Annotated in this window: 18 protein-coding genes and 3 pseudogenes; 13 read left to right on the top strand and 8 right to left on the bottom strand. The window is 51.4% G+C overall.

Features of this window, described 5'->3' with window-relative positions; all coding sequences use genetic code 11:
• Window positions 1-251 precede the first annotated feature (251 nt).
• From MKQ70_RS14190 to MKQ70_RS14155, 8 genes and pseudogenes are all read left to right on the top strand, one after another.
• Window positions 252-3,322 (top strand): annotated as a pseudogene (locus MKQ70_RS14190) (SusC/RagA family TonB-linked outer membrane protein).
• A gap of 48 nt (window positions 3,323-3,370) precedes the next feature.
• Entirely contained in the window at window positions 3,371-4,855 is a 1,485-nt protein-coding gene (locus MKQ70_RS14185) for a RagB/SusD family nutrient uptake outer membrane protein (protein ID WP_248072141.1), read from the top strand.
• Between the two features lie 51 nt (window positions 4,856-4,906).
• Window positions 4,907-5,950, top strand: a complete 1,044-nt coding sequence (locus MKQ70_RS14180; RefSeq protein WP_248072140.1) for a glycoside hydrolase family 130 protein — start codon at window positions 4,907-4,909, stop codon at window positions 5,948-5,950.
• Window positions 5,951-5,953: 3 nt separating this feature from the next.
• Entirely contained in the window at window positions 5,954-6,466 is a 513-nt protein-coding gene (locus tag MKQ70_RS14175; RefSeq protein WP_248072139.1) for an MFS transporter, read from the top strand.
• Window positions 6,420-6,878, top strand: a complete 459-nt coding sequence (locus MKQ70_RS14170; protein WP_248072138.1) for a hypothetical protein — start codon at window positions 6,420-6,422, stop codon at window positions 6,876-6,878. The genes MKQ70_RS14175 and MKQ70_RS14170 overlap by 47 nt, the downstream gene beginning before the upstream one ends.
• Window positions 6,875-7,219 carry a hypothetical protein gene (locus MKQ70_RS14165; protein WP_248072137.1) on the top strand — a complete coding sequence of 115 codons (345 nt, stop codon included), beginning with the start codon at window positions 6,875-6,877 and terminating at the stop codon, window positions 7,217-7,219. The genes MKQ70_RS14170 and MKQ70_RS14165 overlap by 4 nt, the downstream gene beginning before the upstream one ends.
• Window positions 7,219-8,937: a hypothetical protein gene (locus tag MKQ70_RS14160; RefSeq protein ID WP_248072136.1), complete on the top strand. Its 1,719-nt coding sequence runs from the start codon at window positions 7,219-7,221 to the stop codon at window positions 8,935-8,937. Before MKQ70_RS14165 ends, MKQ70_RS14160 begins: the two co-directional genes overlap by 1 nt.
• A gap of 148 nt (window positions 8,938-9,085) precedes the next feature.
• Complete coding sequence (locus tag MKQ70_RS14155) at window positions 9,086-9,346, top strand: SDR family oxidoreductase (RefSeq protein ID WP_308199465.1); 261 nt, start codon at window positions 9,086-9,088, stop codon at window positions 9,344-9,346.
• Window positions 9,347-9,385: 39 nt separating this feature from the next.
• Here MKQ70_RS14155 and MKQ70_RS14150 read toward each other — a convergent pair whose 3' ends face one another.
• Together MKQ70_RS14150 and MKQ70_RS14145 are read right to left on the bottom strand one after the other, a co-directional pair.
• Entirely contained in the window at window positions 9,386-9,922 is a 537-nt protein-coding gene (locus MKQ70_RS14150) for a 5' nucleotidase, NT5C type (protein WP_248072134.1), read from the bottom strand.
• Between the two features lie 120 nt (window positions 9,923-10,042).
• Window positions 10,043-12,478: an MG2 domain-containing protein gene (locus MKQ70_RS14145; protein ID WP_248072133.1), complete on the bottom strand. Its 2,436-nt coding sequence runs from the start codon at window positions 12,476-12,478 to the stop codon at window positions 10,043-10,045.
• A gap of 154 nt (window positions 12,479-12,632) precedes the next feature.
• On the opposite strand from MKQ70_RS14145, the gene MKQ70_RS14140 reads away from it, so the two are divergent.
• Window positions 12,633-13,859, top strand: coding sequence for a BaiN/RdsA family NAD(P)/FAD-dependent oxidoreductase (locus tag MKQ70_RS14140; protein ID WP_248072132.1), 1,227 nt, complete (start codon window positions 12,633-12,635; stop codon window positions 13,857-13,859).
• Here the strand turns inward: MKQ70_RS14140 and MKQ70_RS42225 are convergent.
• The 4 genes and pseudogenes from MKQ70_RS42225 to folK all read right to left on the bottom strand — a co-directional run bounded on the left by MKQ70_RS42225 (window position 13,856) and on the right by folK (window position 16,549).
• The gene (locus MKQ70_RS42225; RefSeq protein WP_372490114.1) at window positions 13,856-14,050 is read right to left on the bottom strand and encodes a catalase-related domain-containing protein; all 195 of its coding nucleotides are present in this window, start codon (window positions 14,048-14,050) and stop codon (window positions 13,856-13,858) included. The two genes, MKQ70_RS14140 and MKQ70_RS42225, sit on opposite strands and share 4 nt — an antisense overlap.
• 189 nt (window positions 14,051-14,239) lie before the next feature.
• A pseudogene (locus MKQ70_RS38435) lies at window positions 14,240-15,348 on the bottom strand (catalase); the annotation flags it as partial.
• 62 nt (window positions 15,349-15,410) lie between these two features.
• Window positions 15,411-16,037 carry a deoxynucleoside kinase gene (locus MKQ70_RS14130; RefSeq protein ID WP_248072131.1) on the bottom strand — a complete coding sequence of 209 codons (627 nt, stop codon included), beginning with the start codon at window positions 16,035-16,037 and terminating at the stop codon, window positions 15,411-15,413.
• A 14-nt stretch (window positions 16,038-16,051) separates the two neighbouring features.
• A complete protein-coding gene (folK, locus tag MKQ70_RS14125; protein ID WP_248072130.1) occupies window positions 16,052-16,549 on the bottom strand; it encodes a 2-amino-4-hydroxy-6-hydroxymethyldihydropteridine diphosphokinase in 498 nt (165 codons plus the stop codon).
• 101 nt (window positions 16,550-16,650) lie between these two features.
• On the opposite strand from folK, the pseudogene sppA reads away from it, so the two are divergent.
• A pseudogene (gene sppA / locus MKQ70_RS14120) lies at window positions 16,651-18,412 on the top strand (signal peptide peptidase SppA).
• Window positions 18,413-18,492: 80 nt separating this feature from the next.
• Window positions 18,493-19,236 carry a hypothetical protein gene (locus MKQ70_RS14110; protein ID WP_248072127.1) on the top strand — a complete coding sequence of 248 codons (744 nt, stop codon included), beginning with the start codon at window positions 18,493-18,495 and terminating at the stop codon, window positions 19,234-19,236.
• A 58-nt stretch (window positions 19,237-19,294) separates the two neighbouring features.
• Here MKQ70_RS14110 and MKQ70_RS14105 read toward each other — a convergent pair whose 3' ends face one another.
• Window positions 19,295-19,627, bottom strand: coding sequence for a hypothetical protein (locus MKQ70_RS14105; protein ID WP_248072126.1), 333 nt, complete (start codon window positions 19,625-19,627; stop codon window positions 19,295-19,297).
• Window positions 19,628-20,052: 425 nt separating this feature from the next.
• On the opposite strand from MKQ70_RS14105, the gene MKQ70_RS14100 reads away from it, so the two are divergent.
• Both MKQ70_RS14100 and MKQ70_RS14095 read left to right on the top strand, forming a co-directional pair.
• Window positions 20,053-20,205: a hypothetical protein gene (locus MKQ70_RS14100; protein ID WP_248072125.1), complete on the top strand. Its 153-nt coding sequence runs from the start codon at window positions 20,053-20,055 to the stop codon at window positions 20,203-20,205.
• Window positions 20,202-21,017: a hypothetical protein gene (locus tag MKQ70_RS14095; protein ID WP_248072124.1), complete on the top strand. Its 816-nt coding sequence runs from the start codon at window positions 20,202-20,204 to the stop codon at window positions 21,015-21,017. The genes MKQ70_RS14100 and MKQ70_RS14095 overlap by 4 nt, the downstream gene beginning before the upstream one ends.
• Here the strand turns inward: MKQ70_RS14095 and MKQ70_RS14090 are convergent.
• Entirely contained in the window at window positions 21,014-21,253 is a 240-nt protein-coding gene (locus MKQ70_RS14090) for a hypothetical protein (RefSeq protein WP_248072123.1), read from the bottom strand. The two genes, MKQ70_RS14095 and MKQ70_RS14090, sit on opposite strands and share 4 nt — an antisense overlap.
• Between the last annotated feature and the right edge of the window lie 54 nt (window positions 21,254-21,307).

Genomic DNA, 21,307 nt, shown 5'->3' with positions numbered 1-21,307 from the left:
CACTATTAAATTATTGATTATTAATAAATTAAAGTGGCTGGCAATACCCCCTGCCTGTTACTATTGTACACTACTTTGAAACCATAGTGCAGTGTTTTGCGTCGCGACCCGGGTAATTTTATCCCGTCTTAAAACCAAAAAAGCGCCACGTATGAAAGCAACTTAAAGCAGCCCAGGCTGCACCAAATACATATTCCACCATTCATTAAAAACTTCCCTTCTTAAAGGAACTATTAAAAAACTCTTCACACATGAAAAACTGTCTGAACCTGATCAGCTGCGCGCTCCTTTTATTGGTTTGCTCCGCAGGCTTCGCACAGGTAAAAGTAAGCGGCAAGGTCACCGATGACCAGGGCCAGGCCCTTCCCGGCGTGACCGTCGTACAGCAAAACACCCGCAATGGGGCGGTGACTACGCCCGAAGGCACATACACCGTTACTTTAAACACCACCGCGCCGCAGGCCCTCACCTTTACTTTTATGGGATACCTGCCGCAAACCCTGGCCTACTCCGGTAGCGGGGACCTGAATGTCGTATTAAAGAAAGATGAAGTAGCCCTTAAAGACGTGATCGTGGTAGGTTACGGCACCCAGAAGAAAAGCCAGGTGACCGGCGCCATTGCATCTATCGATGGTAAAAACCTCCAGCGCACGCAGGCGGTAGATATTACCACTGCCTTGCAGGGACAGGCAGCCGGTGTAAACGTCACCTCGCCAACCGGCGCTCCCGGTACGGAAGCGGTGGTGCGTATACGTGGTATCGGTACCCTTAATAACAGTAATCCGCTGTACGTAGTGGATGGGGTGCCCCTTAATAGTGGCCTTAACAGCATTTCGCCCAATGATATTGAATCGATGGAAGTGCTGAAGGATGCAGCGGCCAGCGCTATTTATGGTTCCCGCGCGGCCAATGGGGTCATCCTGGTTACCACTAAAAAGGGCGTACCGGGCAGAAACGAGGTAAATCTCGATGTTAGTTATGGCACCGCACATGTCACCGGTCTGCCGAAAATGCTCAGCACGGCCCAGTTCATCGAGCTGCAGAACGAAGCGTTTGCAAATGACGGCAGCACCACCCGCAACCAGGACAATGCCGCGAATTTACCTAACACCGACTGGCTCGATGCTACTTTCCGCACCGGCCAAACCCAGCGTTATAACCTGAGCTTTTCCGGCGGCAACGATAAAACACGTTACTACATCGCCGGTAATCTCACCGACCAGGATGGTATTATCGTGAACTCCACTTTTAAACGTTATGGCGTACGCTCGAACGTGAGCAGCCAGTGAAAGACTGGTTAAGGGTAGGAGAGAACCTGAATATTACCTATGACCGCACCCAGGAAATTGGTGCATCCGGCGATGGTGGCCGCGCGGGCAGCTTGCCCGGTGTGGTGCGCTACGCGCTGATCCGTCCCAATGCAATTCCTTTGCGCGATCCGGCTACCGGTTTTTATACCGATCTGCCGCCTGCAGGTTTGTACCAGAGCTCCTTATTATATGGTGATGGTAAAAACCCGCTCGCCATTGCCGACTACCGCACCCGTACGAACAGCCGTTACCGCCTCCTCGGTAATGTGTTTGCGGAAGCCACTTTCCTGAAAAACTTCAAACTCCGCACCGATTTCGGTACCGACTTCTATGTAGCGGAGCAACAACAATACAATGGCCAGATTCCGGGTGACAGGACCACGCTGGCCGATGACGTGAAGTCGCTGGACAAATCGCGTCACCGTTACAGCACCATGAACTGGACGAACGTGTTGACGTATAACAGGACCATTGACAAACATGAATTTGGCGTAACGCTCGGTTCCGAGTACGTAACGTTCAAAGCGGATTACCTGAGCGGTTCCCGCAATGGATACGACAGTCGTGCAGACCAGAATAAAAGCCTGCAACAGCTGAACTATGGCTACAACCAACAGTTCAGTGGCGGTGGCCTGGATGAATGGTCACTGATGTCTTACTTCGGTCGCCTGTCTTACGCATACGATAATAAATACCTCGCTACCGTAAACCTGCGTTCGGACGCGTCTTCCCGTTTCAGTGAGCAGAACCGCTGGGGCTATTTCCCTTCCGCGTCTGTGGGCTGGAACATTGCAAGAGAAGCTTTTTTGAGCGATGTGAGCTGGCTGAGCGATCTGAAGATCCGCGGTGGCTGGGGGCAACTGGGTAACCAGGAAATCGGTAACTATCCTTTCGCCACGATCTATTCCACCGCAAATGGTGTGCTGCAGCCCATTACACTCGGCAACCCGAACGTGAAATGGGAAACAACTTCTCAGTCCAACGTTGGCGTGGACGCGGCATTCCTGAAAGGCGCGCTTACCGTTTCCGTTGATTACTTTAACCGCCGTACGAAAGACATATTGGTGCAGCTGCCAAGCTCCTACACGAACGGAGACGCCACACCACCGTATGAAAACGGTGCGAAGATGGAGAACAAGGGCTGGGAGTTCAACCTGAACTATCGCAACAATGTGAGCAAAGACTTCTCCTGGAACGTGATGGCCAATGTGACCACGTTGCAGAATAAAGTGATCTCCCTTTACAAAGCGAAAGAGCAGATCATTTCCGCCGGTTCCGGCCAGGTATTGCTGCGCGCGGGAGAGCCGATCAGTTCTTTTTATGGCTACAAAACAGACGGCCTGTTCCAGAATGCCGCCGAAATTGCCGCATACGTGAACAAAGACGGTCAGTTGCTGCAGCCGAATGCGCGTCCTGGCGATATTCGTTTTGTGGACGTGGATGGCAACGGCGTGATCGATGGTGGTGACCGTACGATCATCGGTAACCCGAATCCGAAATTACTGTACAGCGTGGGCGCCGGCGCTAACTACAAAGGCTTTGACCTGAACCTGTTTTTCAACGGCGTAACAGGCAACGATATCTATAACGAAGTAGATAACATCATCAACAGCTTTGATGCCCGTGGTTTTAACCAGAAGGAAGACTTTTACAAGAACCGCTGGCATGGCGAGGGTACGAGCAATAAAACGCCCCGCGCCACTGTTCAGGACCCCAACAACAACCGCCGCAACTCCGATCGTTACGTAGAAAATGGCGCTTACCTGCGTTTGAAAAACGTGGTACTGGGGTACACCGTGCCTGCACCTGCTCTGGAAAGGATCGGCTTCTACAACGCCCGTATTTATGCGAGCGCGCAGAACCTGTTTACCATTACGAAATACAAGGGCATGGACCCGGAATTGTACACGAACGATAACGTGGCCAACTATGGCGACCTGGCGCAGGGCATCGATATGGGTACCTATCCGCCGGCGCGTACTTTCACTTTCGGCGTGCAGCTTAGTTTCTAACGGTTTCAAAAAGTATCAAGATAAAAACTGATTTATTTATATATCGCATTGGCTGCTACTACAACGATCAGTTGTAAAAAGGAGCTGGAAAAATTCCCGCAGGGACAATTAACCGGGGAAAACGTATTTACCGAAGCAAATGACTTCAAACTTGCTATCGACGGCGCTTACCTGCCACTCACCAACCGCTTCCGCGGCGCCTGGGACTGGGAAAACGGCGGTGCTATTCCCCGCGAATGGGTGATAGGCGACGTAATGAGCGACGATGCCGTGAAAGGAGGCGGCAGTCTTGGCGACCAGGAAGATATGCGCAGGATGGAGACCTTTTCGGTATTCCCCGAAAACAACAACGTACTGGCACTCTGGCGTTACAATTACAAAGGCATCAACGCGGCCAATACCATCCTTTTGCAGGACGGGGCCAATGTTCCCGGGCTCGATGCCAACCTGCTCAAACGCATTAAAGGTGAGGCATACTTCCTGCGGGCCTTTTATTACTTCCGCCTGGTAGTGAATTTCGGAGAGATTCCTTTAATGGCCCCCGATAAAAACCTGAATGATAATACGAAGAAAGCAACCGTAGCGGAAGTGTATACGCTGATTGAATCGGATATCGCACAGGCGCTCACCATGTTGCAGCCTTCTTACAGCGAAGCGGCCGATTACCATCGCGCTACTACCGGCGCTGCACATGCATTGCTGGCCAAAACCTACCTGTATCGCGGTCAATGGCAGTTATGCCTGAACGAGATCGCGGAAGTAGAGAAAGGTCCTTATCATTTGCTGGATAAGTTCGAAGATAACTTCAATGGCACTGGTGAACGCGCTGGCGAAATCATTTTCGCGGCCCGTCATGATGCGGGTATCGTGCCTTCGCAGGGCGCTATCCTTAACGCCGTATGGGCGCCGCAGGGCAAGGGCTGGGGCTTTAATATTCCTACGGTGGATTTAGTGAACGAATTTGAAACCGGTGACCCGCGGTTAGCTGCAACCGTGATGCGCGCCGGTGATAAATGGGTAGATGGCACGACCAACTACGATCCCGCCTGGTCGCCGCTTACCGGGTTGAACGTGCGCAAATTTATGAGCAATGCCGCGCTGATAGACGATGGTGGAACGGATTACATCTATATCCGTTTGGGAGATGTGTTGCTCTGGAAAGCAGAATGTTATGCCAACCTGGACCAGCCGGGGCCCGCGCAGGCTGCCCTAGAGCAGGTACGTGCCCGCGCACGTAAATACGCGGCCAATCCGGCCACGAATCTGCCAGCGGTAACAACCAATGACAAAACGGCCCTCCTGGCTGCTATCCGACACGAAAGGCGCGTTGAGCTGGCGTTCGAAGGACAGCGTTACTACGACCTGGTACGCTGGGGCCTCGCGAAAACCGTGCTGGCTGCCGCTCCCGATGCCGATCCCCTGAAAGGTTATAAGGATTATGGCGCCGGCTGGCAGGATAAAAACAAACTGTTGCCCATCCCGCAACGGGAAGCGGACCTGCTCGGAGTAGCACAGAACGATGGTTGGAAATAATGTATCAGCGGGCCGCCGCCCCGTTGCGGCGGCCTTTTTAAATTTAGAGAGATGGAATTAGCAAAACGATTTTCGCAGAACCCCTTGTTACGACCGGCCGATGTGCCACCCAGCCGGCAGGGGCTGGAAGTGGCGTGCCTGTTGAATCCCGGCGTGTTTGAATTTGACGGTAAAACCTGGTTGATCATCCGTGTGGCCGAACGGCCCGCACAGCAGGAAGGCGTTATCTCTTTTCCCGTGTTAAAAAGCGGCGGTATCGATATTATTGAAATTCCCCTGAACGAGCCTGAACTGGACGCCACCGATCCGCGTGTCATCAATTATAAAGGCGCGGATTACCTCACCACACTTTCTCATTTAAGGTTGATGTGCAGCGATGATGGCATTCATTTTTACGAACCGGAAGGCTATCCCGCGCTGCATGGCGAGGGGCCGCTGCAAAGTTTTGGAATAGAGGATTGCCGCGTAAGTAAAGTGGAGGATACGTATTACCTCACGTTTACGGCAGTGTCGCCAAACGGGGTAGGTGTGGGCCTCCGCACCACGAAAGACTGGAAAACCTTTGAACACCATGGTATGATGTTGCCGCCGCATAATAAGGATGTAGCCATCTTCGAGGAAAAGGTAAACGGGAAATATTATACGTTACACCGGCCTAGCAGCGTGGATATTGGCGGTAATTACATCTGGCTGGCGGAATCGCCGGACGGTATTTACTGGGGTAATCACCGGATTATTGCCACCACCCGTAAGGGGCACTGGGACAGCAAACGCGTAGGCGCGGGTGCCGCTCCCATCAAAACAGAAAAGGGCTGGCTGGAAATTTACCATGGCGCCAATGAAAAGCATCAATACTGTCTCGGACTGTTACTGCTGGATTTAAATGACCCGTCCAAAGTAATTGCGCGCAGCAATGAGCCCATTATGGTGCCTTCGGCAGATTATGAGCTGACTGGCTTTTTTGGACAGGTAGTGTTTACGAACGGGCATATAGTAAAAGGCGATAAAGTCACCATTTATTATGGCGCGGCGGACGAAGTGGTATGCGCGGCGGATTTTTCCATCAGCCAGCTTTTATCTTCCTTAAACTGCTAACAGATGCTAAACAACCTTTCCCGCGAGATAAAACACTTTAAGGAGCAGCCGCACGATTTCCGGATACTCACGCTCACGAACCTCATCTACGCACTGGTGTTGCCGGTAATCGACATCTTCGTGGCCGCTTATGTGATGCGCAATTCCAACGATCCCACCAAGGTGGTGATTTACCAGCTGACCATCTACACAGGCATCCCGCTTACGTTTTTATTAAACGGGTTTTTATTGAGCCGGTTTAATATTAAAACGCTGTATTCGATCGGTATGATGTTGAGCGGCGTAAGCATGCTGGTGATGATGTCGCTCAAAACGCTGGACCTCTGGGGCATTGGCTCCGCGGGCCTTATCATGGGCATGTCGTTCGGTTTCTACTGGGCTAACCGCGATTACCTCGCGCTGGCCATTACGAACGACAGCAACCGTAACTACTACTACGGCCTCGAAACTTTTTTATACGATCATCGCCGTGGTGATACCGATTGCGATAGGCTGGTTCATAGAAATATACAGTGATAAGAATACGGTGAACGGTGCTTACCGCATCGTAACGGGCGCCGTGTTCATCGTAACCGTGGCCGCATCCATCATGTGTTTCAGGGGGCGGTTCCAGAGTCCGCAGGAAAAGAAGTTCGTATATTTTAAATTTCATCCGTACTGGAAAAAGCTGTTGAGCTTAGCCGCGCTGAAAGGCCTCGCGCAGGGTTACCTCGTAACGGCGCCGGCGATGCTGATCATGTTGCTGCTGGGTAAAGAGGGCGCACTGGGTACTGCGCAATCGGTGGGCGCTATTATAGCGGCCGTGCTGATGTACATTATCGGGAGGATAGCGAAACCCGGTCATCGGTTATACATCTTCGCGGCAGGACTCGTTTTCTTTTTCGTGGCCTCGCTTTTAATGGCGTGTTGTACAATGCTACCGGTGTGATCATCTTCATGATGTTCCTTTTATTGGCCAAACCTTTGCTGGACCTGGCCTACTTCCCGATACAGTTCAGTGTGATCGATATTTTATCTAAAATAGAAAAGCGCAATGAATTTGCGTATATTTTAAATCATGAAGCGGGCCTGTACGTTGGCCGTTTCGTGGGGGCGGGAACGTTTATTTTCCTGGCCTATTCGTTTTCTACGGAAGTTGCATTGCGTTATGCCATTATGCTGATTGCGCTCGTGCAGTTGCTTTCCGTGCTGGTGGCGAAAGTCATCATAAAAGATGGAAAAATATTAGCGAAAGAGCTGAAAGAAGAACCGATACAATCTGAAAACTGATGAGAAGAATTTTTGCGATAAGTGTAGCGGCACTCACCACGGCTGCCGCCTGTAAACAAACGCCCACGGCTAAACCGGTAACGCAGCAACATTTGCCGCGCATCGATTCGATGGCGGCCATTCCGCAACCGCTGCAAATCATCGACTGGCACGAAATGGCCCGACGCTTCGATAGCACGGCGTACGATTTCAACGCGAAAGGCGAGCACTGGCCGGTGGTTTGGTGGGACAGCACCGGCCGCAACTTCCCACAACCTGTCGTGGGGTTGTATACCGCGCTGAACGATCAGCGCCAGGGTACACATAACAAGGGCATGTTTCATGAATCGTTGTCCAGCATGGGCGCCATATTGGGAGCATCGCTGGTGGGGATTGATAAAAGCAACCAGCAGGGCCTGAATTATGTAGGCATGCTGAAAAACTATTTCAACCGCGAAACCGGTTGGAATATCATGATGAATAACACCGTGCCCGAAGTAGCCCAGCTGGGCGGTGGTTACGGGCGCGATTGGTGGTACGATGTATACCCGAATATGTTGTTCTATGCCATTTACGACAAGTATCCCAACGAGCCCGGCTTCGATACGCTGGCGCGCAGTATCGCGGACAAGTTTTACCAGGCTGATTCGATACTGAATGGTAACTATAATTATTCGTTCTTCAACTACGCCACCATGCAGCCGCAGAAGAACAACATCTGCGAACAGCAGGACGCCGCGGCTGGTCATGCATACGTTTTATATGCTGCCTACAAACGCTTCGGAGATCCGCGTTACCTCGAAGGAGCAAAGCGCGCCCTTAAAGCGCTCGAAGATCAGCCTAAAAACACTTTTTATGAAGTGTTTATGCCTTTTGGCGCGCTATTGTCAGCCCGCATGAACGCGGAGCAGGGCACTAAGTTTAACGCACGCAAGTTCCCGGAATGGACATTCAACGGTACCCCCGAATGCCGCGATGGATGGGGCGTACTGCTCGGCAACTGGAACGGCATCGATATTTCCGGTATCGTGGGGAGTACAAAAGACCGCGGTGGTTACGGTTTCCTGATGAATACTTTTGATTTATCTTGGCCCGTTGTGCCCATCGCGCGGTACGACGCCTCCTATGCCGACGCTATTGGCAAATGGATGCTGAACGCCGCCAACGCCGCCCGTTTCTTTTACACCCAGTACATGCCGGACGAACACGAAACCATCCCTGAACACGCGTCTGTAACGAAAGGTGTAATTGGGTACGAAGGCATCATTCATTCTCCTTCCTATCCCGAATACGCCCACCTGAAAGCCCCTGTAGCGCAAGGCGACGGCCCGCTGTGGGCAAAGGGCAACCCGCCGGTATCGCAGTTCAGTGTGTATAGCAGCGGTCACGTAGGCTTTTTCGGCAGTATCATCCGCAGTACCAACATCCCCGCCATATTGCAGTTAAACCTGCTGGCCACAGATTTCTTCCACGATAAGGCGTTCCCGAGTTTCCTCTACTACAACCCTTATCCCGAAGCAAAAAAGGTAATTGTGCCGCTGGAAGGACAGGCCGTAGATATTTACAATACGGTAACGCGTACGTTCGTGGCGCGTAATGTAACCGGCAGCTACGAGCTTCCGATCGCCGCTACCTCATCCGCCATATTGGTGATGGTGCCCGCCGGCGCTAAAACATCGGAGAAGGACGGTAAGTTACTGGCGAATGATGTGATTATAGATTATCATTTTACTGAATAACCATGCTTGTTGTAAGCTGCCAACTACATCCCGCGTCTGATGGCGCGGGATTTTTTGTGTCTATTTAACAATTAATTAGCACGCCCAACACAACCCCGGGCTTAATTTTTGTTGTTATCAGACGCCTCTACAGAAGAGGCTTTACGTAATAAAAGGAATTCTTACAAACGCTATTGCTCCCGGCGCTATTTTAACGCCAATGGTAGCAGAAGCCTTCAAACAGGTAAACCCTGCCGACCCTAAGCAGGCGGAAGATGTATATGCAGCGGCGAATCCCACCAAACGCCCGGGCTTACCCGAAGAAGTGGGTAAACTTGTGGCTTTTCTCCTGAGTGATGACTGCAGTTACATAAACGGACAAACCATCGCAATAGATGGCGGACAATCCAACAGTTACGGTAACGTTTAAAGCATAAAAAAGGGAGCAGTGAACGCTGCTCCCTTTTCTTTACAACAGTTTGTTGCCCGCGTCTGCCCAGTTAAGCAGGCGCTCATAGCCCTCCACATGCAGGTTGTGATGCTGCGTGTATAAAAATCCTTTTCCTTTAAATGGTTGCAGGTTACGGGTCAGGTCATCGATCATAAAATCGGTGCCTACTACGGTTTTGTCGCCGCAAAGGCATACCTGTCGCCAGGTAAGGAAGGGGAAGTTGTCTTCCAGCCAATGATATTTATCCTGCAGCGAAGCAGGAAACTCCATGGCCGCGGATACGATGAACACACGGTATTTCTTGTTCAATTCACGGATCACCTCCACCGCATCAGGAAACACGCCCAGGTCGCGGAAGAAGCCCGGCGTGTTCAGGTATTTGTGAATGATGCCGCTGTGTTCTTCCGGCACCACATCCGATAAATGTTTGCCTATCAGGTCCTCTTCTGTAAAGGTAGTACCGAAGTCGCGGTAATACCATTCTCTTGCTTTCGTAATCGGATCGGCAATGGTCTCGTCCATGTCGATCGCGATAGATTGAATGTATTCTTGCATATCTTCAAAAAAAAATAAGTGTCTGTGCCGAGTAGCAAAGGTAACAAAAAACGCAGCGCCCCTTCCGTTGGATCACTCGCAGGAAGGGGCGCTGTTGTTAATTCTTTATAAAGAAATGCTTTATTCGAAGATCTTTTCCACCCTTCCCACATTACCATTTACGTCCATCCCTTCTACGACTACACGGAAGCGTTTGGAGAAGTCGTTGCTGTAAAAGTCGAACCGCGCCACGTTCTGGATCGTATCGATCGTCAGTTTCGGGTTCCAGTAAAGGGTAAGGCGTTTGTCGGGCAGCTCGTGAATCGGTTTCTTCACGGAGTAATCCGGCGAGTAGAACGTGCGCACCGCGTTATACCCCCATTTCTTATAGAGTTCAAAGCCTTTGACGGTATTATCTCTCGGCGTATCGCCACCGCGACGCGTATACACGGCAATGGCGCCACCGGCACCACCACCGAAGCCACCCATGAACGGGGGACGGAATACTTTCACCATCGCGATATCGGCCACCGGCAGGTTCGCGAGCATCTGCACATCCACCGGCATCTGGTCGAGGTACAGCTGCGGCGTACCGCCACGCCATTGGAGCTGCGGCTCGTTCATATTGCCGGTGATCTGTAAACCGGCCACACGCGCCTGCAGGTACTGGAATACGTTCATGGCCACCGGGTTATCCGTCGTAAAGTCGAACACCTGTCCGTCGCCGCTGAACATACCGCTGGAGTAGCGCTTATCTACTGTTTCCTGCGTTGTCGGTTTGCGGGAGGTTACATTAAATTCTTTCAGGTAGATGGTTTTATCATTGATGCGCCTGTTCACCACGTTGCCTTCATTTACCGTTGTCAGGTAGCTTTTAAGGACGTTCGGGTTCAACGGTGGCGGCACCATATAAGGATAAGGTACATTTACCTTGTTGGGCAGTTCGAAAAAGTGTTTGTTGATGGTTACATCGATCCAGGCGCCTTTCTTTTCGGGATCATTTGCCTTGTAATACACCATGCCGGTGTCTTTAAACGTCATGTTCGCCAGGATAAACTCCCCTTTTTCACTGGTGGGCGCCATAGCGATCATCTGGCCGCTGTCGGCGGGTGTTTTGATCATGAAACTCACGTTACCGTTTGCCAGCGGACGGTTGCCTTTCTTGGCCACGCCCATGACCGTAAGGCCTTGTTCATACGGAAAACGGAAGACAGGGTAGTCGCCCGCCACAATCTTATTCCACTCAAACCTGCGCCAGCCGTTGGTCATCATTACCAGGTCCAGCGCCCTGAGGGTATTTTCGGTCGTGTCGCGGAAATACCAGCCCGGGTGGTGAATGTAACCTTTGAGATCGGAGGTAAGCAGCGTATTGGATACAATGTTGTTCTCGTACTCGTCGCGTTGCACCTGGTCGGCGTCCGTAACGGATACCGAGAGCTGTCCGCGTGTGGCGTCCGGCAGGTCGAGCACCAGTTCAGTTTTGGTACGAGGGCCTTTAGATACAGTATTTGCCGAAATGATCATGTTGATCTCTTCCAGGTTGTTGCGTACAAATACCAGCCTTTCCGCCAGCGGTGTGCCGTCGCGCTTGAACAGCGTGAGTTGCAGAATGCCATTGGGCAGCTGCTGGGTGGGAATGAGGCCGCTGATTTTGCCTTCGGCTACGTTCAGTACGGCTTTATAGATCAGCTGATTTTGCATTTGCGCTACCAGCAGCATTTCTGAGTAGGTAGTATCTTCCTGGTTGCTGAAAGAAGTGAGGTAGAAGATGCGGGTACCTTTATTGTAAATCTTCATCGCTACGCCGGAGGACTTTGCGGCCGGAAGCGGGAATGTTTTTTCGAGGCCGGCGGAGTCTTTGGTCTTCGCCGTATAGGTTTCGCCAGCTGCCGGCTTCAGTTCAAACGAGCCCATACCGTCGTGAACGGTGGTAATATCAGCGACCTTCTGGCCTTTGCTGTCGGTAACAGTACCGCTGACCCTTGTGGGATAACCAGCCTGGTTGATGGCTTTGAACGCCACCTGGCTGGCTACATTATTAATAAGGTCGCCGCCTTCAGGGAAGAACTGTACGGCGTAGGCAGGTTTATCGGCTGCATCGGCGCCTGTGGCGGCACCAGCGCCCGGGCGTGCGGCCGTTCCGGACGGTACATCTTTCTTGGCGTCGTAGATGCGGATATTCTTATGGAAGAAGAAGCTGGAGTCGTAGTTCATCATGTACGAGGTGTACGCCCTGGCGCGGTAGGTACCGGATTTCATGGTTTCCGGCAGTTCTATTTCGCCGGCGCCGCCACCTTCGCTCAGTTCTACAATCCTTTTCTGTACCACTACGCCGTCTTTGTCGATCAACTCAAAGTACAGGTTACGGGCGCCGTAGGCGGGCAGTTCCCGGAGGGACACGTAGCCTTTGAACCAGATGCTCTCCCCGGCGGCATAATAATCTTTGTCAAAATGGATGTACACTTTTTCCTGAGGATAGTCGCGATAGAACCTTTCGAGAGCGGCTGTAATCCGGGTGGTCCAGTCATCAGCAGGGATATAGCTGAAGGCGGCACAGGTTACGAGCATCCCTATCATCCACGCTGTCAGTTTCCGTCCTGATGCCTTCTTAGAACTTTGTTGCATTTAATTTAGAATCAGTATGATTAACAAATGTTGTGTTAATGTTTAATTTGCATCAATAAATATACGGTAAAATTTATTTTATCATAATCGGACAAAATTAAGGCAAATGGGGGCATCTGGAAAGGTTTTGGTGGTGATTGGCGGCGGGGCCGCGGGGTTCTTTTGCGCGGTAAACGCGGCAAGGTTGCATCCCGGGCTGAGTGTACGCATCCTGGAAAAAACGGGTAAACTGTTATCAAAGGTTAAAGTATCGGGCGGCGGACGCTGTAATGTAACGCACAATGCGCCCGGGGTGGCAGCGCTGGTGAAGAAATACCCGCGCGGGCAAAACCTGCTCAAAAAGAGTTTTCATCATTTTCATATACTGAACACGGTAGACTGGTTCGCCGAGCGGGGCGTAACCCTGAAGGCCGAGCCCGACGGGCGCATGTTCCCGGTGACCGACTCCTCGCAAACCATTATCGACTGCCTGTTGCAGGAAGCCGAAAAGTATCGTGTACGCATCGACGTGAATACGGAAGTAACGAGGCTGGAAAAGCTGTCCGGCGACCGCTGGCGCCTGCACCTGCATGGCGATAAGGCGATAGAGGCGGATTACGTATGCGTGTGCACCGGCGGTTATCCGCAGCCGGAGAAGTTCAACTGGCTCCGCGAGCTGGGGCACGAAATTGCGTCGCCCGTGCCGTCGTTGTTTACTTTTAATATGCCGGGCAACCCGGTAACGGAGCTGATGGGCGTTGCTGTACCGCAGGCCGTGGTGAAGATCGCCGGTACCAGACTACAGGAGTCCGGGCCGTTGCTAATTACCCATTGGGGAATGAGTGGGCCGGTAGTATTACGGCTTTCTGCCTGGGGAGCGCGTTCGCTGCACGAACTGGGTTATAAATTTACCGCTATTGTTAACTGGCTGCCCGATCACCAGGAGAACACGCTCCGGGAAGAGTGGCCCTCGTTGCGGCAAAGTATGGCGGGACAAAAGATCTACCAGAAGAATATATTCGGGCTGCCGCAACGCCTGTGGCACTTCCTGCTGCAGCAAGCGGGTGTGCAGGAAGATACCCGCTGGGCCGACCTGCCGTCGAAGGAGCAAAATAAATTGATTAAATACCTGGTGGCGATGGAGTTTCCCGTACAGGGCAAAACCACTTTTAAAGAGGAGTTTGTGACCTGCGGTGGCGTGAACCTGTCGCAACTGGATGCCGCCACGATGGAAAGCCGCCTGCATAAAGGATTGTTTTTTGCCGGCGAGGTGATGGACGTAGATGGCATTACCGGCGGATTTAACTTCCAGCATGCATGGACCAGCGGGTGGCTGGTGGCGAATGCCCTTTAATTGACGTCCGTATGTGCCTGCATATTAATATGAACACCTAAACCCTTGGCTACCGCCATGCCCAGGCGAACATCCGCCCGGAACCAGTGGCACAGCTGCCGCTGGATGATTTCCTCCCGGCGGAGGCCGCCGATGTCGCTCATGGCATTTACGATGTTCCGCACCACGTCCTGCTGTTCACCGGGCGCCATTAACCGGAACAAGTTGCCCGGCTGCGTGTAGTGATCATCATCTCCCGGTGCATTGCGGTCATAAAAATCGGCCATCATCGACTCCAGTGGTTCTTCCTGCCGCATGTACGCCGGATCAGCGTTAATGTTGTCGAAGCTGTTGGGGTAGTAGTTGGGCGAACCACCGCCATTGCCGTCCATACGCATAGCGCCGTCGCGGTGGTAATTGTTAACCGCAAACGGACATCGGTTCACCGGCAGGTGTTCGTAATTCACACCTAAACGATAACGCTGCGCATCGGGATAAGAAAGTATCCTTCCCTGCAGCATTTTATCTGGCGAAAAGCCAATACCATCCACAATGTGCGAAGGCGCGAAGGCGGATTGCTCTACGTGCGCGAAATAATTATCCGGATTGATATTCAATTCCAGTTCACCCACATCGATCAGCGGATAATCCGCGTGCGGCCAAACTTTGGTAACGTCGAAAGGGTTCCAGCGATAGGAGGGGGCGTCGCGTTCAGGCATTACCGGATCTTCAGGCTCCATTTCGGGAACTGGCCGTTGGCAATGGCGGAGTGCAGGTCGCGTTGAGCGAAGTCCGGATCCTGGCCGCGCATGGCCGTCGCCTCGTCGTTACTAAAGTTTTTGATGCCCTGGTGTGTCAGGAAGTGAAACTTTACAAAGAAGCGATCTTCCTTCCCACTAAAAAAAGAAAAAGTATGGCTGCCAAACCCGTGCATATGGCGATAGCCATAAGGGGTGCCGCGATTACTCATCAGGATCAGGACCTGGTGCAGACTTTCAGGATGCAGGCTCCAGAAGTCCCACATCATCGTGGCGCTTTTGCAATTTGTTTGCGGATCGCGTTTCTGTGTGTGAATGAAATCGGCAAACAGCTTCGGGTCTTTAATAAAGAAAACGGGAGTGTTGTTACCGACCAGGTCCCAGTTCCCATCTTCTGTATAAAACTTTACCGCAAACCCACGCGGATCGCGCTCTGTATCGGCTGACCCTCTTTCGCCACCCACGGTGGAAAAGCGGACGAACACCTTTGTTTGTTTGCCTATCTTACTAAAAACCTTTGCTTTGGTATAAGGAGTTACATCGTGCGTAACGGTGAAAATGCCATATGCGCCCGATCCCTTTGCATGCACCACGCGTTCGGGAATACGTTCGCGGTTAAAGTGCGCCATTTTTTCGTGGAGCAAAAAATCCTGGAGTAACAGGGGGCCACGCGGTCCGGCCGACAGGGAGTTTGCGTGCTCTGCGTAAGGGGCGCCGGAAGCCGTCGTTAGTTTTTGTTTATCTGCTGGCATACAATCATGTTTTGAACGACGAGGGATCTGATCCTTAAATATAATTCAAAACAACAGTATTATCAGAGGTAATGAATGCCTGGCGGATAATCCTTTTCCAGCGCGGCCAGCAGCTGCTCAAAATGACCATCCCCGTACATGAAATCCATTTTGGAAGTATCGACCATTAACGTGCGGACGGGGTGCTGCCGGAGATATTGCATATACACGCCCTGCACATCATGGAGGTATTGGTCCTGGATGTTTTGCTCATATTCCCGGTTTCTCTTTTTGATATTTGCCTGCAGGCGCGAAATGGGCGAATTCAGGAAGATGAGGAGGTCGGGCTGCCGGAGTTGTGGATTAATGATGTCAAACAGCTTCTGGTAAAGCGCGTATTCTTCCTCCGCCAGGTTGATGCGGGCGAACAACAGGCTTTTAACGAACAGGTAGTCAGAGATCACGGTTTCTGACGAAAACAGTTCCTGCGCCGTGAGCAGTTCTTTCAATTGCTTGTAGCGCTCGGCCATGAAGAATAGTTCGAGTGGAAAAGCGTATTGTTGCGGGCGTTCGTAAAATTTGGGCAGAAAGGGGTTGTCGGCAAACTCCTCGAGGATCAGCCGGCCGTTAAAATGTTCGGCCAGTCGCGTGGCGAGGGTCGTTTTCCCCGCACCAATATTGCCTTCTATGGTGATAAACGGATATTTCATGTGGATGCGAAACGTTATTTAGTGAGCGCCGGCAGGCGTTTGTGAACGGGGAGCTGGTCCGGACAAATTTCCAGCAGGTGGGAGAGGGGCTGTTGCAGTACCGGGTGTACAAAATCCGGGAGGATTTCGCAAAGCGGCGTCAGCACGAAACGACGGTTAGCCATATGCGGATGTGGTACTTTCAGCTGAGGCAAGTCAATCACTTCCTCGTTAAAAAAAATCATATCGATGTCGATTACCCGGCTGCCCCATTTTTCCCGGCGTACCCGGCCAACCTGCTTTTCGATGTCCATCATCACGTCCAGCAATTCGGTTGCCGAAATCGGCGTCTGTATCACTAAGCCTTGGTTCAGGTAATTTGGCTGATCCACCCCGCCCCAGGGAGCAGTTGCGTACAGGGAAGAGCGCTGTGTAACCTTTCCCGCCGTGGAATCCAGCAAATCGACCGCCCGGCGCAGGTTCTGGCTCCGGTTTCCGAGGTTGCCACCTATAAGTAATATCGCAGTATTCATGTATTAAGAGGTTCAAAAGTACCCATAATCCGCAGATAACCGCTATATTCACAAAATTATTTGTGACCTTCGTGTTTTCCGTAATTCATTCTTGAACATTTATGCGCAATTTCTTAAAGATATTCTTTGCGTCCTTTCTCGCCCTGGTCGTTTTCTCACTTGTCGGCTTTTTCTTTTTCCTGATGTTGATCGGCGGACTTGTAAAGTCGGCAACCAATCCCGGTTATAAAGTAAGTGCCAACAGCGTGCTGGTGGTAGATGCCGGTACTGTTTACAACGAACAGGCGAAAATGGACAAACTGGGAGGTTTTCTTACCGGTGAGGGCGAAACGCCAGGTCTGTACGATATGGTCCGGATCCTGCGCCATGCGGCCTCCGACGATAATATTAAAGGTATTTACCTGAAAGCAGGCAGCAATGCCAACAACTTTGCTACCAATGAAGAGTTGCGGAACGCTTTGCTGGCCTTCCGTAAAAGCGGCAAATTCATTTACGCCTATGGCGAAGTGATTCCGCAGCAGGCGTACTACCTGGCTTCCGCGGCAGATAAAATCTACCTGAACCCTAAAGGCGGGCTGGAGTTCGATGGTTTCTCCATGCAACTGATGTTCCTGAAAGGACTGCTCGAAAAGCTCGATATACAACCGCAGATCTTTTACAACGGTAAATTCAAAAGCGCGACCGAACCGCTGCGCGAAACCAGCATGACGGACGCTAACCGTTTGCAGACCAGTGTGTTCCTGGGAGAACTTTATGGTCGCTTCCTGACCGGCATCGGCACCCGCAGGGGCATCGATACGGCTACGTTGCACGGTTATGCCAACCAGGGCCTCATCCGCTTCCCGTCTGATGCGTTAAATTATAAACTGGTAGATGGTTTGAAGTATGATGATGAAGTGATGAACGAATTCCGCAAACGCATCGGCATTGGCGCAGACGAATCGATCAACTTCATTGCCGCCTGGAAGTACGGCGCTGCCGTGAACTTCACAGAAGACGGCCCCGATGGCTCCATTGCGCTGATTTACGCGCAGGGCGACATCGTAGGTGGCAGTAGCGATGATCAGACTACGATTGCCAGCGATACTTACATCAAAATTATCCGTAAAGCCCGCCAGGATAAAGACATTAAAGCGATCGTATTCCGGGTGAACTCCGGTGGCGGCAGTGCCACGGCTTCTGAAGGCATCTGGCGCGAACTGTCACTGGCGAAGAAAAGCAAGCCGGTAATTGTATCGATGGGTGACTACGCGGCCTCCGGTGGATATTATATATCCTGCATGGCGGATTCTATTTGCGCAGCCTAATACACTTACGGGCTCCATTGGCGTGTTCGCAGTGTTGCCGAACCTGCAGGGTTTCTTCAATAACAAATTGGGCATTACGTTCGATGGTGTGAAAACGGCGCAGTATGCCGATTTAGGTACCGTTAGCAGGCCGCTGACCGAAACAGAAAAGCGTATCCTGCAAACATCCGTGGATTCAATTTATGCGTCGTTTAAAGGTCGCGTAGCAGAAGGCCGTAAGCTGGATGGTGCTGTAGTGGACAGTATTGCACAGGGACGTGTATGGACGGGTATCGAAGCGAAGCAACTGGGACTGGTTGACCGCATCGGCGGCATCGAAGATGCCGTACGGGCAGCGGCAAAAATGGCCAATATTTCCAGTTATTACCTGTCTGAATATCCAGCGGTGAAAGATGCCTGGATGCAGCGGCTGAGTGGCGGTCGCGATGATGTGAAAGCGGAGTTGCTGAAAAAAGAATTAGGCGTTTATTACAATGTATATAAACAGGTTAAGTCGTTAGAACGCCTTACCATGGGCGTACAGGCGAGATTGCCCTACGATATGATGATCCGCTAAGATATCACTAAACGCCTCGCAGTCTGCGGGGCGTTTTCATTTTTAAAACACTATTTTTGCCCCGGTCTATAGATCCAACTATGAAATATATTTTTCCTGCGGCGGCTATTATTGCGTGCTGCTCCTGCGGTACCCCGGCCGCACAAAAAACACCGGTTGATTCCCTCGTTATTGCTGACAAGGCTGCGATGGCGAACGATACATTTGCGACCGCTGCGGCGGATACGGTGAGTTTAGGCGGTGTGGTATACGACATCACCGCTATTACCAAAGAAGAATTTGACGCTGTAAAGGGCTGGGAAATTGATACCAGTGAAAGCCGGTCGTTGCAACAGACCGGCGGCGCGGTGCGCAGAGTGGGAGATACCCTGTTTTTCCAGGCGGCGAACCGTCGTGTAATGATGATCAGCGACCGCGATGCAGACGAGGGCAATAATCCCGGTGAGGAGTTTGTAGAGTATTCCTATTATGGCGAGGTGCCCGGATCGGGCCACTGGCTGGTCGGTTGTATGTTTTACGAAAGCTATGCCTATGCCTTGATAGGCAAGGAGACGGGAGATACCACCTTTACCATAGGCGTCCCCGTTATATCGCCGGACGGCAAATACTTTGTTGCCGGCAATGCCGACCTGGAGGCGCAGTTTACGCCCAACGGGCTGGAATTGTACCGTAATGGCAAAAAGCCGCAGTTGGTAGACGAGCGGATGCTGGAGTATTGGGGCCCCAATACGGTGAAATGGAAAGATAACCGGAACCTGCTGATAGAAAAGATAGAAAGGAACCAGGAGTCGCCGCGGTATATCAGATTAACCGCACGGCCCTAATGGTCCATATACTTTGCAGCCGGTCCGGTATCACGCGGGGCCGGCTGTTCTCATTTTTTCAGCCTTCACCGGTATACATCACCCCTACTTCCTCTTTGGATAAGCGGATTACGTGTTTTTGCGTTTCGTCGACTACCCTTTGCGCCTGCATGCGCAGTCTGCGCAGGCCATCGGCCAGGGCTTCCATGCTTTTCTCTGCTTCTTCCGCCAGTTCGTTATGATAAGCGATAACGGCAGACAGGCGTTTGATGTGTTCATTTATCACGTTGCAGATTACCTGCGAAGACGGAAACGGTTCAAAGTCCTGCAAAGTTGAAAGGATCTGTTCATAGCCGTGACACATTTTCTCGAGTTCGGCCTGATTCACATTGTTTACGGTGTGTTCCATCATAGTAGACTTATTTTGGTTGGACGCGAATTGGTCATTCACATGAATATTCAAGGTGTTTAATACCTGCCATTATGGATTGAAAAAGGATGAAAACGGTTTGCTTAGCGGCTTTCAGGGCGGCCAAAATTATTGTCTGAAACAAATATAGGTATCGGTTTGATACGAGGGATGCATCTCAAAATATTCTCAAAATATAGTTTGAATCGTTCACCCTCTTCTTGAATAAATGCGTCTGCACCTGGTTAATGTGGTGGTTACATTGTTTCTCTTCTAACTGGTTGTTTTCCAGTCAACTTAAAAAAACTTAAAAATTGGGGTAACAACAGCTTTGTACCGGTGATATACCTGTGTAAATACCGAAACACGGGCGGCTGCCGAAAAGCCCTTACACCAGATAGAGTAGGCATCACTTAAACCATCATCAAATGAGAAAGCAAATTGTAATCGCCGCCACCATTGCCAGCACTGTATTGTTCTTTGCAGCCTGCAAAAAGATAAAAGCCCCGAAACAGGCAGCACCCGCACCGCAGCACAGTTCCCGGATAAATTTGGCGCAAAAGCACAAAGCTTTTCATTGAATACCGCTACACTGCCTCAGACTATTACGCTTGCCGGTGGTACTAAAATTACGATCCCGGCTGGCGCCTTTACCCGCAGCGGCGTTGCAGTAACCGGCGAGGTGAAATTGAACGTTACCGAATTGCTGACAAGAAGTTCTTTAATACGCACTGGTGTTAACACCAACCATGTATCCGGCCTCCCGCTGGAATCGCAGGGTACCCTGTTTATTGAAGCGACCAACAATGGCGCAGCAGTAGATCAGGCCCTGAAAGCGCCCCTCAATATTAAAGTACCCGCCGCGGGCGATGGTTTCACATTGTTGTGGGCAGGTGTGGATACTGTTCAGGGTAACCAGTTTGGCTGGGTAGCACCTGTGAACGCCAATGGCCAGAACCAGCAGCGCGAAGTGAAATCAGTAGAAGGCTTCTACAATTTTGATTTCGGTCAGCTTGGCTGGGTGAACTGTGATATTTTCTATAGCAATAGCAGCCCCAAAACAACCGTGAAAGTTGAAGTGCTGAACAATCCGGGCACCATGGCATCTTTCCGTGCATCGTCCGGCGAAACGTTTGTTTTCTTTTGTGCAAAAGGCAGCAATGTGGTAGCACAGATCTACACTGCCGACGGTGTTAATAAGGTAAAGAGCTACGACAATTCGATGCCGGTAGGCGCAGAAGGCAAGCTGCTGGTGTTCTCAGTGAAGGACGGTAAATATTACCTGGCGCAGAAGGAAATTACCATCACCGCCAACCTGTCTGAAGCTATTACATTGGCTGAAACTACGGAAGCCGCCATCCAGTCTGCCATGGATGCACTTAACACCTACTAGTTTTCTACAGGGATCATGGCCAATGTGCCGGCCCGCCGCCCGAAAGGGCGTGCGGGCCGCTTTTTTGAAATGGCCGAAACCCGTGTTAGTTTTACGCGGTTTTTGTAAATATTGATTATGGCAGAGCAGTACAGCCAGTGGCGCGCCATGTTGGCGATCATGAAGGCAAGCATCAGGGCAATATTCCGTAGTCCGTCCACCGTGATTTTTAGTCTGGCTTTCCCGCTGATCTTCATACTGGTATTCGGTTTCATTGGTAACCGCGGGATAAGCGTGAAAGTAGGGGTTGA

This window comes from Chitinophaga sedimenti (assembly GCF_023156195.1).
In the GTDB taxonomy this organism is placed as follows: domain Bacteria; phylum Bacteroidota; class Bacteroidia; order Chitinophagales; family Chitinophagaceae; genus Chitinophaga; species Chitinophaga sedimenti.
The sequence above is the reverse complement of the archived record's forward strand: the minus strand, read 5'-3'. Positions and strand labels throughout refer to the sequence as shown.

What these genes read in the sequence shown, in the direction of transcription:
- MKQ70_RS14180 (WP_248072140.1), top strand. Translation starts at nt 4,907, where the DNA reads ATGGAATTAGCAAAACGATTTTCGCAGAACCCCTTGTTACGACCGGCC.
- MKQ70_RS14175 (WP_248072139.1), top strand. Translation starts at nt 5,954, where the DNA reads ATGCTAAACAACCTTTCCCGCGAGATAAAACACTTTAAGGAGCAGCCG.
- MKQ70_RS14160 (WP_248072136.1), top strand. Translation starts at nt 7,219, where the DNA reads ATGAGAAGAATTTTTGCGATAAGTGTAGCGGCACTCACCACGGCTGCC.
- MKQ70_RS14150 (WP_248072134.1), bottom strand. Translation starts at nt 9,922, where the DNA reads ATGCAAGAATACATTCAATCTATCGCGATCGACATGGACGAGACCATT.
- MKQ70_RS14145 (WP_248072133.1), bottom strand. Translation starts at nt 12,478, where the DNA reads ATGATAGGGATGCTCGTAACCTGTGCCGCCTTCAGCTATATCCCTGCT.
- MKQ70_RS14140 (WP_248072132.1), top strand. Translation starts at nt 12,633, where the DNA reads ATGGGGGCATCTGGAAAGGTTTTGGTGGTGATTGGCGGCGGGGCCGCG.
- MKQ70_RS42225 (WP_372490114.1), bottom strand. Translation starts at nt 14,050, where the DNA reads ATGGCGCCCGGTGAACAGCAGGACGTGGTGCGGAACATCGTAAATGCC.
- MKQ70_RS14130 (WP_248072131.1), bottom strand. Translation starts at nt 16,037, where the DNA reads ATGAAATATCCGTTTATCACCATAGAAGGCAATATTGGTGCGGGGAAA.
- folK (WP_248072130.1), bottom strand. Translation starts at nt 16,549, where the DNA reads ATGAATACTGCGATATTACTTATAGGTGGCAACCTCGGAAACCGGAGC.
- MKQ70_RS14110 (WP_248072127.1), top strand. Translation starts at nt 18,493, where the DNA reads ATGAAATATATTTTTCCTGCGGCGGCTATTATTGCGTGCTGCTCCTGC.
- MKQ70_RS14105 (WP_248072126.1), bottom strand. Translation starts at nt 19,627, where the DNA reads ATGATGGAACACACCGTAAACAATGTGAATCAGGCCGAACTCGAGAAA.
- MKQ70_RS14100 (WP_248072125.1), top strand. Translation starts at nt 20,053, where the DNA reads ATGAGAAAGCAAATTGTAATCGCCGCCACCATTGCCAGCACTGTATTG.
- MKQ70_RS14090 (WP_248072123.1), bottom strand. Translation starts at nt 21,253, where the DNA reads ATGAAGATCAGCGGGAAAGCCAGACTAAAAATCACGGTGGACGGACTA.